The sequence below is a fragment of the Pseudomonas rhizozeae genome (assembly GCF_031583775.1).
Lineage (GTDB): Bacteria > Pseudomonadota > Gammaproteobacteria > Pseudomonadales > Pseudomonadaceae > Aquipseudomonas.
This window is the reverse complement of record NZ_JAVLSB010000069.1, coordinates 188,302-204,242: the sequence shown is the minus strand read 5'-3', so window position 1 is coordinate 204,242 and position 15,941 is coordinate 188,302. Positions and strand designations below refer to the sequence as shown.

The following is a 15,941-nucleotide window of genomic DNA, read 5'->3' as shown; positions in this document are numbered from 1 at the left end:
ATCTGGCTTCTGATCCACCCGCCCCGTCGGGAGGCTGAGTGGAGGCGTTCATCCGGGGACTGGCGCGTAGCGCCGCATGACGTAGTCATGCTCATCGCATGTAGGTGCCAGCGAAGCCAACCGGAGGGCGATGCCCCCGGATGAATGCCGGAGCGAAGGCACCCCGAGCCAGAGCGAGGGGCCGTACGTCAGGGGCGAGCCTTTTGGGTTACCTTTTTGCTGGGCCGGCACACCGGCGTCTGAAAAAGGTGACTCGCCGTAAGGGCGAAACCATAAGTCGCCGTTACCGCAGCAACGGATATGTACACCCTCAACAACCCCATCGCCAGCCACAAAGCCTGCTCGCGAAGAGGCCCGCCCAGTCACCGCAAACTTCAACCCCGGTTGATAAACCCGGACAACGCCGCGACCGCTTCCGGCGATTTCAGTCGCCGGACGAACAAGGCGCCCTCTTCCTCAATCACGCGCCGCAGTTGTTCCCGATCCGGCGCTTTCATCAGTTGTTTGCTGATGGCCACGGCGTCGGCCGACAGGGTTTCGAAGCGCAAGCCGACTTCGCGCGCCTTGGCCAGCGCCGCTTCGCCGCTGCCCATGGCCTCGGAGGCGAGGCCCCACGCGGCGGCTTGTTCGCCGCTGAAGCCTTCGCCGAGCAATAACAACTCCGCGGCTTTGGCATGACCCAGCAACCTCGGCAGAATCAGGCTGGAGCCGAACTCGGGGCATAAACCAAGATTGACGAACGGCATGCGCAACCGTGCATCGCGGCTGACGTAGACCAGATCACAATGCAGCAGCAGCGTGGTGCCAATCCCCACTGCGGCGCCAGCGACGGCCGCAATCACTGGTTTACGGCAATCAAGCAAGGCCAGCATAAAATGGAACACCGGGCTGTCGAGGCTGTTGGGCGGCGCCTGGAGAAAGTCGGCGATATCGTTGCCGGCGGTGAAGCAGTCAGCCGAACCGCAGATCAATACCGCGTTGATTTCCGGGTCCTGGTCGGCATCGCGCAGGGCATGGGCGAGTTGCGCGTACATGGCGCGGGTCAGGGCGTTTTTCTTGTCGGGGCGGTTCAGGGTCAGGGTCAGCAGGCCGCGTTCGCGGTGCAGCAGGATGGCGTCGGTCATGGCAGTCTCGCGTCGTGGAACGATCAGCGCTCAACCACGGGGCAGGAACACGTCGGCCAGCAGTTGATTGCGCGGCAGTCCCGCCAGGTACAACCGCCGGGCGAAGGCGTCGACACTCTCGGGACTTCCGCAGAGTAGAGCCAAGGTTTGCCGGGAAACAAGGCGCAGTTGCGCCAAAGCGGCGGGCAACTCGGTCGCCGTCCATAACTCCACCGACAAATTGTTGCGATGCGCCGCCAAGGCTTGCAGGGGTTTGGCCAGGTAATGCTCGTCGGCATCACGGGCCAGGTGGATGACCCGGATCGCCCCCTGATGATCGGCGCGCAGGGCTTCGCGCAGGATGCCAAACAGCGGCCCTAGCCCAGTGCCGGCGGCCATCAACCACAGCGGCCGGTCATGCCAGTCGGGATCGTAATGCAGGGCGCCGCCGCGCAGCTCGCCGAGGCGCAAGTGGTCGCCGATCTGCAACTGCCGGGCGGCGTCGCTGAATTCGCCGGGCTGGCGGCAATCGAGATGGAATTCGAGAAAGCGGTCTTCTTCCGGCAGGCTCGCCAGCGAGTACGGTCGCGCCACTTGCCCGGCCCATAACACCAAGTGCTGGCCGGCCTGGTAACGCAACGAACGCTGAGGTCTTAGGCGCAAGCGCAGCACGCTGGGGCTCAACCAGTCGACGGCGGCCACTTCCGCCGGACGGCCGTCCTGCAGCGGGTCGAAGGTGTGCAGTTGCAAATCCTCGACCACCTGACATTGGCAGGCCAGCCGCCAGCCCTGCTGCCGCTGTTCGGCACTCAAGGCGTCCGGTCGATTGTCGCTGGGCAGGCCTTGCACACATTGCACCAGGCAGGCGTGGCAACTGCCGGCACGGCAGCTGTAGGGCACGGCCACGCCGGCCTGGTTGAGCGCGTCGAGCAGGTTGCTGCCCGCCGCCACCGACCACTGCCGGTCGCCCGCGCGCAACTCAGGCATCGACGCTCTCCCAAGCCGCCGCGCAGCGGTTGCGACCGTCGCGCTTGGCTCGGTACAACGCCTGATCAGCGCGGTGCAGGGCGTTGTCCAGGTCGTCGTCCAGCTCCAGCAGGGTCATGCCCGCCGACAGGCTGAGGTTGCCGACATCAAGCCCGATCAATTGCACGTCGGTGAACGCAAGGCGCAGGCGTTCGCAGCAACTGGTCAGGCGATCGGCGTTGCAATCGGGCAGCAGCACCACGAATTCCTCACCGCCGTAACGGGCGAGAACGTCACCGTCGCGCAGGCAGGCCGTGGCGACCCCGGCAAAGGCTTGCAGCACCTGATCACCGGCGGCGTGGCCATGCACATCGTTGATGCGTTTGAAATGGTCGAGGTCGATCAGCGCCAGTCCATGCTTCACATCCGGCTGCATGGCGCTCAGTTCGCGGGAGGCCAGGCGCAGGAAATGCCGGCGGTTGAACAGCCCGGTCAGTTCGTCGGTGGCGACCAGGTCTTCGAGCTGGCGCATCATGCCGCGCAGGGTGTCCTGGTGCGCCTGCAAAGCAAACCGTCGCTGGCGCATGCGCTGGCGCGAGGCCTGGACGTATCGGGCGTAGAGCACCAGCCAGAGCAAGACGATCAACAACACGCAGACTTGCAGCGCCGCCAGCGTCGGGTCGGGTAACTGGAAGTGGTAACCGTCCCACAAGGTGATGGCGCTGAAACTGAAAAATACGATTGCCGCGCACCGGACAAAAGCCTTGCGCGACAGGTGGAACAGGCCGAACAGCAGGATCAGCATATAAAAGACCAGGAACACGCCCCGCGCGTGGTCGAGGTGGGCGATGAACCAGGTTTGCCAGCACACCCCCAGCAGCACCTGGGCTTCGGTCAGGCTGGGATCGCCGAAACGCAGGTTGGCACCGCTGTAGAACACCGCGAACAGCGCCGCCTGCGAGGCCACCACCAACATGCTGCCCACGGTCACGCTGCGCAAGCTCACCGGGAAATGCCCGGTAAAATACGCCAGCCACAGCAACAGCAAGGCCAGGGCATAAGTGCCGGCCGCGAGGGCGAAGCGTTTGAGCAAGAGGCGTTGAATGGCGTTATGGGTCAATCGTTGACTCACCGTGCGAAAGAAGGCTGACAAGAGTGTCCTACTCTACAGGCCGGATGCCACTTTAGTGGCGCGCTGGAAAAATCACCATTCAAATTTGGACGGATGACCCACATTGTGGCGAGTGAGTGCGGCATGCCCTGTGGCGAGGGAGCTTGCTCCCGCTGGGTGGCGCAGCCGCCCCAAATGCCCTTCAAGTCCAGACGACTGCTTCGCAGCCGAACGGGGGCAAGCCCCCTCACCACAAAGACCAAAGGCACAACAAAGGCCAGAGCCATCACAAAAGGCAGACCCGCCCCAAAAGCCAGAGCCACCACAAAAGATCGAGGCGCGGTATACTGCCGCGCCTTTTTAGCGTCGCGCCAGCTGCCCCGGCGTGGCTTGAAAGGTGTTGGTCGTCGACCGATACACCCAAACGGCCAGCACCTTATTGAATGTTCCCGTCTTTTAGAGGAGCGCGACTCATGACCGTGATCAAGCAAGACGACCTGATTCAGAGCGTTGCCGACGCCCTGCAGTTCATTTCCTATTACCACCCCGTTGACTTCATCCAGGCGATGCACGAAGCCTACCTGCGCGAAGAATCGCCAGCGGCCCGTGATTCGATGGCGCAAATCCTGATCAACTCGCGCATGTGCGCCACCGGCCATCGGCCGATTTGCCAGGACACCGGGATCGTTACCGTGTTCGTGCGCGTAGGCATGGACGTGCGCTGGGATGGCGCCACCATGAGCCTGGATGACATGATCAACCAGGGCGTGCGCCAGGCTTACAACCTGCCGGAAAACGTGCTGCGGGCCTCGATCCTCGCCGACCCGGCAGGCGCGCGCAAAAACACCAAGGACAACACCCCCGCAGTCATTCACTACTCCATCGTCCCGGGTAACACCGTGGAAGTGGACGTGGCGGCCAAGGGCGGCGGCTCCGAGAACAAATCGAAGATGGCCATGCTCAACCCGTCCGACTCGATCGTCGACTGGGTGCTGAAAACCGTGCCCACCATGGGCGCCGGCTGGTGCCCGCCGGGCATGCTCGGGATCGGCATCGGCGGCACGGCCGAGAAAGCCGCGGTGATGGCCAAGGAAGTGTTGATGGAATCCATCGACATCCACGAGCTGAAGAAGCGCGGCCCGTCCAATCGTATCGAAGAGATGCGCCTGGAGCTGTTCGAGAAGGTCAACCAACTGGGCATCGGCGCCCAGGGCCTGGGTGGCCTGACCACTGTGCTCGACGTCAAGATCATGGATTACCCGACCCACGCCGCCTCGCTTCCGGTGTGCATGATCCCCAACTGCGCCGCCACCCGTCACGCGCACTTCGTGCTCGACGGCTCCGGCCCGGCCTCGCTGGAAGCGCCACCGCTGGACGCCTACCCGGAAATCGTCTGGGAAGCCGGCCCGTCGGCCCGTCGCGTCAACCTCGACACCCTGACCCCGGAAGACGTGCAGAGCTGGAAACCGGGCGAAACCGTGTTGCTCAACGGTAAGATGCTCACCGGTCGCGACGCCGCGCACAAACGCATGGTCGAGATGCTGAACAAGGGTGAAACCCTGCCGGTGGACCTGAAAGGTCGCTTCATCTATTACGTCGGCCCGGTCGATCCGGTCGGTGACGAAGTGGTCGGCCCGGCCGGCCCGACCACCGCTACGCGGATGGACAAGTTCACCCGGCAGATCCTCGAGCAAACCGGCCTGTTGGGCATGATCGGCAAATCCGAGCGCGGCCCGACCGCGATCGACGCGATCAAGGACAACAAAGCCGTGTACCTGATGGCCGTCGGCGGCGCCGCTTACCTGGTCGCCCAGGCGATCAAGAAGTCGAAAGTGCTGGCCTTCGCCGAACTGGGCATGGAAGCGATCTACGAGTTCGAGGTCAAGGACATGCCGGTCACCGTCGCGGTGGACAGCAAGGGCGAGTCGGTGCACATCACCGGCCCGGCCATCTGGCAGAAAAAGATCAGCGAAAGCCTGGCCGTCGAAGTGCAGTAAGGCTTCAGCGAACAAAACAACCGGCCCGTTCCTGTGACGGGCCGGTTTTTTTTCGCGATAAAAAAACCTCTGCACAGCATGACTCGGTCTGAAAAACCCGCCTGACCTGTCAGATCTGACAGGTTACCGCGCGCCCCGCACTTGATAGCGTTAAACCCTGCCCCGTCATCACGGGATTCGCCTGTCACAGGGTCAGCGCCATGGCTGAACAAGACCTGAGCATCACGCCGCCGTCCATCGCCCAGAGCGCCTCGATTGCCACGATTGGCAAAAGTTGGGATGCCGTCGGCGTGACGGGCGCGGCGTCGTTCGAATTGCCGCTGCCGTGGTCGGCCGGACGGGGCTTCGATCCGGGCCTGAGCCTCACTTACAACAGCCAGAGCGGCAACGGCCCGTTTGGCCTCGGCTGGCAAGTCGGCGCCAGCGCCATAAGCCGTCGTACCCGCACCGGCGTGCCGCGTTATCAAGGCGATGACGTGATGCTCGGCCCGGACGGCGAGGAATGGCGGCCACGGCGCAACGCCCAGGGCGAGCCCGACATCCAGCTGATCAGCCGCTATCGCGGACTTAATATCGGTGAGCACCGGGTCGTCGAGTATTACCCGCGCACCCAGCGCACCTTTGAACGCATGCAGTTCTGGCGCTCGACGCAAAACCCCCGGGGTTTCTGGCTGGTGCACAGCGGCGACGGCAGCCTGCATGCGTTCGGCATGAACGACGCCACCCGCAGCGTCGATCCGCGGGCACCGGAGCGGGTCGCAATCTGGCATTTGCAGGAAAGCCTCAACCCTCGTGGCGAACATATTGCCTACGAGTACAAGGCGGAACCGACGCTGCCGCAACCGGGCAAACCCCACGATTACCAGGCCCAGCGTTACCTGCATCGGGTGTTGTACGGCAACGCCGTGGCCAGCGATCAACTGCATGGCTGGAACCCGCCGACCGCGCCGCTGTGGCACTTTCATCTGCTGTTCGACTATGGCGAACGCAACGCAACCCTGGACGGTAAACCGCTGTACGGCCCGCCCTACGATGCGCCCGGCAGTGAGTTCGGCGAATGGACGCTGCGCAGCGACCCGTTTCACAGTTACGCGTTCGGATTTGAGATCGGCACCCGGCGCCTGTGTCGCCAGGTCCTGATGTTCCACCATTTCCCCGGCAAGACCGGCGCCAACCCGGCGCTGGTACGGCGGCTGCTCCTGGAGTACCGAAGCACGTCGCTGGGCTACAGCCAATTGCAGGCCGCGCATTACCAGGCTTACGACGCCAGCGGCGCAATGGAGGCGATGCCGCCTGTCGAATTCGACTATTCGACCTTCGAGCCCGAGACAAAACCCCAGCCATTTTTTGCCTTCGAATCCATGCCTGGTGTCGATGACGGCCAGCGCTATCAGTGCGTCGACTTATTCGGCGAAGGCGTGCCGGGTTTCCTCTGTCGCCATGACCAGAGCTGGTATTACCGCGAGCCGCTGCGCGGCGACAACGGCGCGAATGCCATTGCCTATGGCCCCTGGACCGCGCTGGCGCGGCAGCCGAGCGCCGATGCCTCGCGCGCGGCGCGCCAGGTGTTGCTGGACATGACCGGTGACGGCCGCCTCGACTGGGTCATCGCGCAGCCGGGCAACAGCGGATTTCATCGGTTGAACGCGGATCGCAGTTGGTCCGGGTTCCTGCCGTTTGCCGGTTTCCCGCCAGCGTTTTTCCACGCCATGGCGCAGTTGGGCGATTTGTCCGGCGATGGTTTGGAGAGCTGCGCGCTGATCGGGCCGAACAGCGTGCGCTTGTACGCCAGTCGCCGCGACGCCGGGTTCGCTCCGGCCGAGCAGGTTGATCACGCCCCCGCTGGCGATCGCCTGCCGTTGTTGAGCAACAGCCGCAGCGAACTGGTGCTGCTCAGCCACTTGCTGGGCAGCGACATGCCGGAGCTGTGCCGCATCCGCTGCGATGAAATCAAGTGTTGGCCGAACCTCGGCCACGGGCGGTTTGGCGAAGGTTTTGTGCTGAACGGCCCGACGTTCGACTATGCGTCGTTCGACGCGGCGCGGGTGCGCATCGCCGATCTCGACGGCTCCGGCGCACCCGCGCTGATCTACCTGCAATCGACGGGCTTCGAGGTGTATTTCAATCGCGGCGGCAATGGCCTGCAAGCGACACCGCTGGTCGTGCCCTGGCCGGACGGCGTGCGCTACGACAACCTGTGCCAGGTGACCCTCGCCGACCTGCAAGGCCTGGGCTGCGCAAGCCTGATCCTCAGCGTGCCGCACATGACGCCCCGGCACTGGCGCTACGATTTCGTCGCGGCGCGGCCCTATCTGCTGACCGCCAGCAACAACAACATGGGCCTCAGCACCGAGGTGGTTTACCGCAGTTCGGCGCAGGAATGGCTGGACCAAAAACCTGCGCAAAACCCGGTGTGCCATCTGCCGTTTGCCGTGCAACTGGTCAGCCAGCAACAGCAGCTGGATGAAATCACCGGCAATCGCCTGAGCCAGCATTTTCGCTATGCCGACGCTTATTACGATGGTCGCAACCGCGAGTTCCGAGGCTTCGGCCAGGTCCAGCAGATCGACAGCGAAGCCTTCGGCGCGCAAGACGACGAGACCTTCAGCGAACCGTCGCGCACCTGCACCTGGTATCACACCGGGCGGCTGGTTGATTTGCCCCGCGACGGTTTTTTCCATGACCCCAGCGCCATAGCCCTCAACCCCACGCTGCTGTGCCGCTGGCACGCCGGTGACGCCGTTGACGAAACCATCAGCGTCAACGATGAGACCACGGCGGCGGAAGTCGCCCGCGCCCTGGCCGGTGCCGTGCGGCGCATCGAGCAATACGCCGCAGCCGATGATCCGACGCTGGCGGTGCCGTTCGCCGTCGAGGAGCATCGCTATAAAGTCCGCCAACTGCACGCCGCCGCTGTCGATGACGGCTACTCCGCCAGTTGGTTGCCACTGCCGCTGGAAACCATCAGCTACCAGTACGAACGCCTGAGCGACGACCCGCTGTGCCGCCACGACATCACCCTCACTCACGACGGTTTTGGCCAAGCAACCCACCACTTCGCGATCAGTTACGCCCGGCGCCTGACCGAACTGGACGCCCCGCCGTTCAACGATCCGGACCAGCAAGCCTGGTGGCGCGACGCCCACGACCCGGCGCAGCAATCGTATTACCTGAGCGAATCGCGCAGCGAGTTCATCCACTTGTCGACCCAGCCTGACGAATATCGCCTGGGGCTGGCGTATCGACAACGCGGCAATGCCTTGGTATTGCCCAAGGGTCGAGCGCCGGTCGGTCTCGAACCCAAGGACATTTCCCATGAAGGTCTGACGCTGCATCAAGCCTCCGACGCCTGGAACGCCGCGCGAGTGCTGAGCAGCCAGTCGCAGCAACGCTACTTGAGCACCGCCGACCGCACGCTGCTGCCACCGGGCGGTGCCGATTTCGAAGCCTTGAGCGGGCCGCTGGAAATCGCCCAACTGGATGAAACTGCGTTGGCGGCCTACGCCGACCTGCCGCCGCCGTTCAACCTGCGCGAAGAATTGGCGCTGATGGGTTACCGGGTCATGCCCACCTTTCTCGAGCTCGGCGACGCAGAACTGTGGTCGGCGGACTACAACTTCGCCACGTACGGCGGGCTCGAGGCTTTCTACCAGGTGACGGCGTTTCACCCCACCGTCAGCCACGGCCAGACCCTGGCCGAGTATGACGACGTCAACCTGCGTAAGGTCCGCGTCGAATTGCCCGACGGCTGCGCCACGCGCGTGGAGTACGACTATTACGCGTTGCAACCGCTGCGCTTGATCGACGCCAACGACAACGTGCAGGAAGCGCTGTACGAGCCGTCCGGGCAACCGATCGCCCTGAGTTTTTATGGCACTGAAAACGGTGTCGAGGCGGGCTTCAAACCCTTGGCCGAGCATGTGCGGCCGGCTGACCCTCGGCCCGGACCGGCGCTGGACAATCCGGCGGCGGCGCTGCAAGACGCTGCCCACGTGCTGCGCAAAGACCTGTTCAGTTGGATGGGCGAATTGCCCGCGCTGGTCGGTCGTGATGCCGAGCGCTTGCAGCAGTGGATCGCCGCCGGTGATGTGCTGCCCAGCGGCCATATCCGCGCCTCGACGCGCCGACGCCTGGCGCGTCTTGCTCGATTTGAAGACGGCCAGCAGCCGTTGCTTAAGCTGATCAACGCAGCGCCCCGGGAACCGGTGCACAGCGCGCTGCTGAGCGCCGATCAGTTCCCCGGCGGCGCCCCCGCGCAGATCCACATCAGCCTGGTCTCGGTGGACGGCTTCGGCCGGGTCCTGCAAACCCGGCAACAGGTCGAACCCGGGCCGGCTTATCAAGTGGATGCCAACAACGAACTGGTGATCGACAACGGCCAGCCCGTGGAAGCCTTCGCCGACCCGCGCTGGCGCGTCAGCGAACGGGTCGAGTACAACAACAAAGGTCTGGCGGTGCGGGTGTTTCGTCCGTATTTCGCCAATCGCCACGCCTACGTGCGCGATGCCTCGTTGCGCGCCGTCGGGCCTCACGACCGACAGTTTTACGATGCGTTGGGCCGTCCCAGCGAACTGATCAATGCCAAGGGCGACCTGGCCCGGGAAACCCGGCATCCCTGGTATCAGATCAACGAAGACTTCAACGATACCTGGGCCCCATCAGGCCAAACGCCGAAGGAGCCACGGCAATGAACGCCGCCGTACATTGGCGCACACCCACTTTGCTCGTGCAGGACAGCCGTGGGCTGCCGGTTCGCCAGGTCGAGTACCTGCGGAAAGTCAGCGATGGAACCCGTCGCGCATTGATCACCCGGCAAACCCACAACACGGTCGGCCAGCAGGTCGAACAGTGGGACCCGCGCCTGTGGGGCACGGACGCGGCGCCGAACCTGCTGAGCATGCATCGGCTGTCCGGCGAGCCCATTCGGGTGCAGAGTGTCGACGCCGGTTGGCGCCTGAGCCTGGCCGGGCCCGGAGGCGAGGTGCGGCAGCGCTGGGACCAGCGCGGAACCCAGTGGCTGACGACGTTCGACGAGCAATTGCGGGTGATCAGCGTCATCGAGGACCAGGCTGAGGTCGAGCGCTACCGCTACGCTGACGCCACGGCCGACGCCGGGCACAACCTGCGCGGCCAGTTGCTCGAGCACAGCGACCCGGCCGGCACATTGGCGCTCGACAGCTACAGCCTGCTCGGCCAGGTGATGGGCGAAACCCGCGCCTTCAGCCCCTCGGAACGCCACATCTGCCAGCGCCGCTATAACCCTCTCGGTGAAGTGCTGGAGCAGACCGATGCCGGCGGCCATCGGCAATTACTGCGGTATGACCGCGCCGGGCAGTTTCAAGGCAGTCGCCTGCAACTCGACCCCCAGAGCGAGCCGCTGCCGATCATCAGCGACAGCCACTACGACGCCGCCGGGCAATTGCTCGAACAGCGCATGGCCAACGGCGTGCTTAACCGCTGGCATTACGATCCGGCCGACGGACGCCTGACGCAGTGGCAGGCAGGGCCGGACAACAGGCCGGCGCTGCAAGACCTGCGCTACCGTTACGACCGGGTCGGCAACGTCGTGGCCATCGACGACGCGCTGTTTCAACCGGTGTTCTTTGCCAATCAACGCGTCGACGCCAACCGTGAGTTCAGCTACGACTCGCTGTACCGATTGATCAGCGCCAATGGTTTCGAAGGTGATGTACCGCAGTCACGTCCCGGCTTGCCGCCGTTGATCACGCCAATCGATAACGGCCGCTTGTACAACTACGTTCAGCACTATGCCTACGACGACGGCGGCAACCTGACTACCCTGCGGCACGTGCGTGACGGCCACAACTTCACCCGCCAGATGCGCATCGATCCGCGCAGTAACCGTGGCGTCGAATGGACGGCGGGCAACCCCGAGCCGGTCTTCGAGCGCCTGTTCGATGGCCACGGCAACCAGCTCGCGCTGCAACCCGGCCAGCCCTTGACCTGGAACAGCCGCGACCAATTGACGGTGGCGCGCCTGGTCGAGCGCAACGGCGGGCCCCATGATGAGGAAACCTACCTCTACAGCCAGGGCCAGCGCGTCAGTAAACGGCTGGTGACCCAGGCGCCAACCGTCAGCCATGTGCGCCAGGTGCGCTACTTGCCCGGTCTGGAAATCCGCACGCTGGACGACCGCGAAGAACTGCACGTGATCCAGCTCGGCAACGTGCGTTGCCTGCACTGGCGCAAGGGCCGGCCGGCGGCGATCGAGCAGGATCAACTGCGTTTCAGCCTCGACGACCACCTCGGCTCCAGTACCCTGGAACTCGACCGCCAGGGCCGGGTGATCAGCCATGAGCGCTACTACCCGTTCGGCGGCACCGCGTGGTGGGCCGCCACGTCGCAGGTGCAGGCCGACTACAAGACGATTCGCTATTCGGGCAAGGAAATGGACGTCAGTGGGCTCTATTACTATGGCGCGCGTTACTACGCACCGTGGTTGCAGCGCTGGGTCAGCGCCGATCCGGCGGGTGATGTGGATGGGCTGAATCTGTATGGGTTTGTGGGGAATAATCCGCTGCGCTATGTGGACGTTAACGGTAAAAACAGACATCAGTTTGCGGTGTTCAATTATTCACGGTTCATTTCGGTGCTGGGCAATCATGCGGCGACGACCCTGGCCCAAGTCGATGGCATCCTGGACGGACCTGACCCAAAAACCGGCGCGGTGGTGGAGGGCATGCTGCTCAACCTTATCGGAGAAACAATGCTCGGCCTCGTCGGTTACGAAAGCGGGGTTGTCGGCAGTGAAATTACGAGCTCGTTTTTGCCAGTGGACAACCACATCGCCAACCTGACTCGCCAGAGTACGCCGCCTTTTCTCGCGGGTTTGATCGGCGGTAATGTTGGGGGCGACATCGCAGGCCCGATTGCAGAAGGATTCAAGCCGACGGCTCGCTTGATCCGACCGCTCTTACCGCAAACCTCCTCGATGACGATTGCCCAGATCGACTACCAGGCCGGCATCACTGATAACGAGGAGCGTGCAAACTGGACCGTGTCCGACACCATCTCATTCGCCTTTAACCGGGTGATCGGCACGGTCGTACCGGGCGTCACTGGCGTACTCAATATGGGTTCTAGGGCCCAGGAGGCCGAGGATATCCAGAACCGTCTCGACCCGGTCAAGATGCACAAAATCGATACCATGCTCCAGGATTGGAAAACCACCGTGAATGAACGGTGGGCGGGCGCTCAGTCCGCATTTGACGCCTTGGGCCGTGACGTCGTATCGCCCTCGGAAATAGCCCCGAACGTCAATGCCAATTCCCCGGACTTCATGCGTCATCCGATTCACCGCGCCGCCCTGGCACACCAGACGCACGTGACCCTGGATCTGATTGATCGAGCCCAACGAGGCATGGCGTATTACCGGGATTTAGGCACCACCGACAACCAGTGGATCCTGAGAACGCCAAGAGCGGCAAAATATCGCGGGTTAAGTTTGCCGGCGCGGCGCTGAACAGGAAGGCAGACGCCGATCGGCCAGTGACTGCCGTGGCCAAATAACTCCATGCTATGGTGCGCGCCCGTACTGACGACTGTTCTCCTGGCCATGCCCGCGACTCTCCGCTCCTTGCGCCTGACGCTCTACACCCTGCTGATCCTCGCCGGCACCGTGCTCGCCGCCACGCTGGCATTGCGTCATACCGAGCGTCTGGCCCTGGTCGAAGACGCCGCGCGGGCCAATCAGCAACTGGCGCTCTACGCTACGTCGCTGCACACCTTGATCGAACGATACCGCGCCCTGCCTTCGGTGCTGGCCCTGGACCCGGAACTGCGCGCCGGCCTCGCCGGCCCTGTGACCGCGCAACAGCAGGACGCGTTGAACCGCAAACTGGAACAGATCAACGGCGCCGCGCAGTCTTCGACCCTCGAACTGCTCGACCGCACCGGTCTGGCCGTGGCCGCGAGCAATTGGCGTTTGCCCAACAGCTATGTTGGCCACAACTATGGTTTCCGGCCCTATTTCATGCAGACCCGCACCCAAGGCACCGGGCGGTTTTATGCGGTGGGGGTGACCAGCGGGATTCCCGGTTACTTCCTGTCGAGCGCGGTGACCGGCGATCAGGGCGAGTTCCTCGGCGCCATGGTGGTCAAGCTGGAATTTCCCGAACTGGAACGCGAATGGCGCCAAGGCACCGACACTTTGCTGGTGAGCGACGCGCGGGGGATCGTATTCATCGCCAATCAGCCCGGTTGGCGCTACCGCCACTTGCGCCCGTTGACTGATAGCGATCACGCCGAGCTCAAGGCCACCCGCCAATATGACAAGCAACCACTGACGCCGCTGCAATTTACCTCACTGCGGCGCTTCGACGACAACAGCGACCTGGCGCGGGTCGACGGCCCGGACGGCACCTCGGATTATCTGTGGGAGTCCTTGCCGCTGGCCGCCGAAGGCTGGACCCTGCACCTGCTGCGGCGTCCGCAAGTGGCATTCGAGGATCAACGCAACGCCGCCCTTGCCGCCGCCGGTTTGTGGCTGACCCTGGTGTTTTTGCTGTTGTTCCTCAACCAACGCTGGCGCCTGGCGAAAATGCGCCAGCGCAGCCGTGAAGAACTCGAGCAATTGGTCGACGCCCGCACCCGTGATCTGCGCACCGCTCAGGACGGTCTGGTGCAATCGGCGAAACTCGCGGCGCTGGGGCAGATGTCCGCGGCGCTGGCGCATGAAATCAACCAGCCGTTGACCGCCCAGCGCATGCAACTGGCGACCCTGCGCCTGTTGCTCGATCACGGCCGGGTCGACGACGCCTACCAGGCGCTGCAACCGCTGGATGAAATGCTCACGCGCATGGCCGCCCTCACCGGCCACCTCAAGACCTTCGCCCGCAAAAGCCCCAGCGGCCTGCGCGAACGTCTGGATCTGGCGCAGGTGGTGGATCAATCGCTGCACTTGCTCGACGCGCGCTTGCGTGACGACAATGTCAGCACCGTGCTGCACCTGACTCGCCCGGCGTGGGTGCGCGGCGATGCGATTCGCCTGGAACAGGTGCTGATCAACCTGCTGCGCAACGCCCTTGATGCGGTGCACGACAAACCGTGCAAACGCCTGGAAATCCGCCTCGAAGCGCAAGACGCTTTATGGCGCCTGGCGGTCTCGGACAATGGCGGAGGGATTGCCGAAGAACACCTGGCGAGCGTCTTCGACCCGTTCTTCACCACCAAACCGGTGGGCGACGGTCTCGGCCTGGGGCTGGCGGTGTCGTTTGCCATCGTCCACGAACTCGGCGGACGCCTGAGCGCCGACAACCATGACCAGGGCGCGGTGTTTACCCTGACCTTGCCGATCGATACCGAGGTGCCGGCCTGATGCTCAACTCCGTGATGGTGGTGGACGACGAAAGCAGCATTCGCAATGCCGTCGAACAGTGGCTGAGTCTCTCGGGCTTTGAAGTGCAACTGTTCAGCCGTGCCGAGGAATGCCTGGCGCAATTGCCGGGGAATTTTCCCGGGGTGATCCTCAGCGACGTGCGCATGCCTGGCATGACCGGCCTGGAGCTGCTGGCCAAAGTGCAAAGCCTCGACCCGGACTTGCCGGTGATCCTGCTGACCGGCCATGGCGACGTGCCGATGGCCGTGGAAGCGATGCGCGACGGCGCCTATGACTTCCTGGAAAAACCCTTCAGCCCGGAAACCCTGCTCGGCAGCCTGCGCCGCGCTTTGGACAAACGCCGGTGGGTCCTGGAAAACCGTGCGCTGCATGAACAGGCCGATAACCGCGCGAAGATCGACAGCACCTTGCTCGGGGTCTCGCGCAGTTTGCAGACCCTACGCCGCCAGGTGCTGGACCTCGCCGCGCTGCCAGTGAACGTGCTGATTCGCGGGGAAACCGGCAGCGGCAAGGAATTGGTCGCCCGCTGCCTGCACGATTTCGGGCCGCGGGCGCAGAAGCCGTTCGTGGCGCTCAATTGCGCGGCGATCCCCGAGCAACTGTTCGAGGCCGAATTGTTCGGCCACGAAAGCGGCGCCTTCACCGGCGCGCAAGGCAAGCGCATCGGCAAGCTCGAATATGCCGACGGCGGTACGCTGTTTCTCGATGAAATCGAAAGCATGCCGCTGGCCCAACAGGTGAAACTGTTGCGGGTGTTGCAGGAGCAGAAGCTCGAACGGCTGGGCTCCAACCAGAGCATCCATGTCGACCTGCGGATCATTGCCGCGACCAAACCCGACTTGCTCGACGAAGCCCGCGCCGGGCGCTTTCGCGAAGACCTCGCCTATCGCCTGACCGTCGCCGAACTGCGCCTGCCACCGCTGCGCGAACGCCGCGAAGACATCCCGCTACTCTACGAACACTTCGCCCACAGCGCCGCCGAACGCCTGGGCCGCAGCGTGATGCCGTTGAGCGGAGCACGCCTGAGCCATCTGCTGAGCCACGACTGGCCGGGCAATGTACGCGAACTGGCGAACGTTGCCGAACGCCAGGTGCTCGGCCTCGGCGAGCCGGAACCGGTCGGCATCGAACCCGGGCAGTCCCTTGCCGCACAGCAGGAGGCTTTCGAAGCGCATTGCCTGCGCGCGGCATTGACCCGGCACAAGGGCGATGTGAAAGCGGTGCTTGAGGAACTGCAACTGCCGCGCCGCACCTTCAATGAGAAGCTGCAGCGACATGGGTTGAGTCGGGAGATGTTTGTGCAGGACTGAGGGCTATGTCGCCTGGGCCTGCTCGCGAAGACGATCGCCCAGCCCCCCCCCTCAAAAATAAGCGACTTTCCGCGCATCCAGAACACGTAATGAGCG

At 63.8% G+C, this 15,941-nt stretch carries 8 protein-coding genes; 5 read left to right on the top strand and 3 right to left on the bottom strand.

The window, feature by feature from the left end; translation table 11 throughout:
* Positions 1-374: 374 nt before the first annotated feature.
* Genes RG836_RS24485 through RG836_RS24475 form a run of 3 tightly spaced genes read right to left on the bottom strand, consistent with a single transcriptional unit; the run spans position 375 to position 3,189 of the window.
* Positions 375-1,124 (bottom strand): enoyl-CoA hydratase-related protein, encoded by a 750-nt coding sequence (locus RG836_RS24485; RefSeq protein ID WP_310850275.1) that lies wholly within the window; start codon positions 1,122-1,124, stop codon positions 375-377.
* Between the two features lie 30 nt (positions 1,125-1,154).
* Complete coding sequence (locus RG836_RS24480) at positions 1,155-2,090, bottom strand: iron-sulfur-binding ferredoxin reductase (protein ID WP_310850274.1); 936 nt, start codon at positions 2,088-2,090, stop codon at positions 1,155-1,157.
* Positions 2,083-3,189 carry a GGDEF domain-containing protein gene (locus tag RG836_RS24475; RefSeq protein ID WP_310850273.1) on the bottom strand — a complete coding sequence of 369 codons (1,107 nt, stop codon included), beginning with the start codon at positions 3,187-3,189 and terminating at the stop codon, positions 2,083-2,085. Before RG836_RS24475 ends, RG836_RS24480 begins: the two co-directional genes overlap by 8 nt.
* A 464-nt stretch (positions 3,190-3,653) precedes the next feature.
* Here RG836_RS24475 and RG836_RS24470 point away from each other — a divergent pair, with 464 nt between their 5' ends.
* From RG836_RS24470 to RG836_RS24450, 5 genes are all read left to right on the top strand, one after another.
* Positions 3,654-5,177 carry a fumarate hydratase gene (locus RG836_RS24470; protein WP_310850272.1) on the top strand — a complete coding sequence of 508 codons (1,524 nt, stop codon included), beginning with the start codon at positions 3,654-3,656 and terminating at the stop codon, positions 5,175-5,177.
* Positions 5,178-5,377: 200 nt separating this feature from the next.
* A complete protein-coding gene (locus RG836_RS24465) occupies positions 5,378-9,868 on the top strand; it encodes a SpvB/TcaC N-terminal domain-containing protein (protein ID WP_310850271.1) in 4,491 nt (1,496 codons plus the stop codon).
* Entirely contained in the window at positions 9,865-12,660 is a 2,796-nt protein-coding gene (locus tag RG836_RS24460) for an RHS repeat-associated core domain-containing protein (protein WP_310850270.1), read from the top strand. The genes RG836_RS24465 and RG836_RS24460 overlap by 4 nt, the downstream gene beginning before the upstream one ends.
* Positions 12,661-12,753: 93 nt before the next feature.
* Positions 12,754-14,514: a sensor histidine kinase gene (locus tag RG836_RS24455; RefSeq protein WP_310850269.1), complete on the top strand. Its 1,761-nt coding sequence runs from the start codon at positions 12,754-12,756 to the stop codon at positions 14,512-14,514.
* Positions 14,514-15,845, top strand: coding sequence for a sigma-54-dependent transcriptional regulator (locus RG836_RS24450; protein ID WP_310850268.1), 1,332 nt, complete (start codon positions 14,514-14,516; stop codon positions 15,843-15,845). Before RG836_RS24455 ends, RG836_RS24450 begins: the two co-directional genes overlap by 1 nt.
* The last annotated feature ends 96 nt before the right edge of the window (positions 15,846-15,941 follow it).

Coding starts and splice junctions, on each gene's coding strand:
- RG836_RS24485 (WP_310850275.1), bottom strand. CDS start 1,124: ATGACCGACGCCATCCTGCTGCACCGCGAACGCGGCCTGCTGACCCTG.
- RG836_RS24460 (WP_310850270.1), top strand. CDS start 9,865: ATGAACGCCGCCGTACATTGGCGCACACCCACTTTGCTCGTGCAGGAC.
- RG836_RS24465 (WP_310850271.1), top strand. CDS start 5,378: ATGGCTGAACAAGACCTGAGCATCACGCCGCCGTCCATCGCCCAGAGC.
- RG836_RS24480 (WP_310850274.1), bottom strand. CDS start 2,090: ATGCCTGAGTTGCGCGCGGGCGACCGGCAGTGGTCGGTGGCGGCGGGC.
- RG836_RS24450 (WP_310850268.1), top strand. CDS start 14,514: ATGCTCAACTCCGTGATGGTGGTGGACGACGAAAGCAGCATTCGCAAT.
- RG836_RS24455 (WP_310850269.1), top strand. CDS start 12,754: ATGCCCGCGACTCTCCGCTCCTTGCGCCTGACGCTCTACACCCTGCTG.
- RG836_RS24470 (WP_310850272.1), top strand. CDS start 3,654: ATGACCGTGATCAAGCAAGACGACCTGATTCAGAGCGTTGCCGACGCC.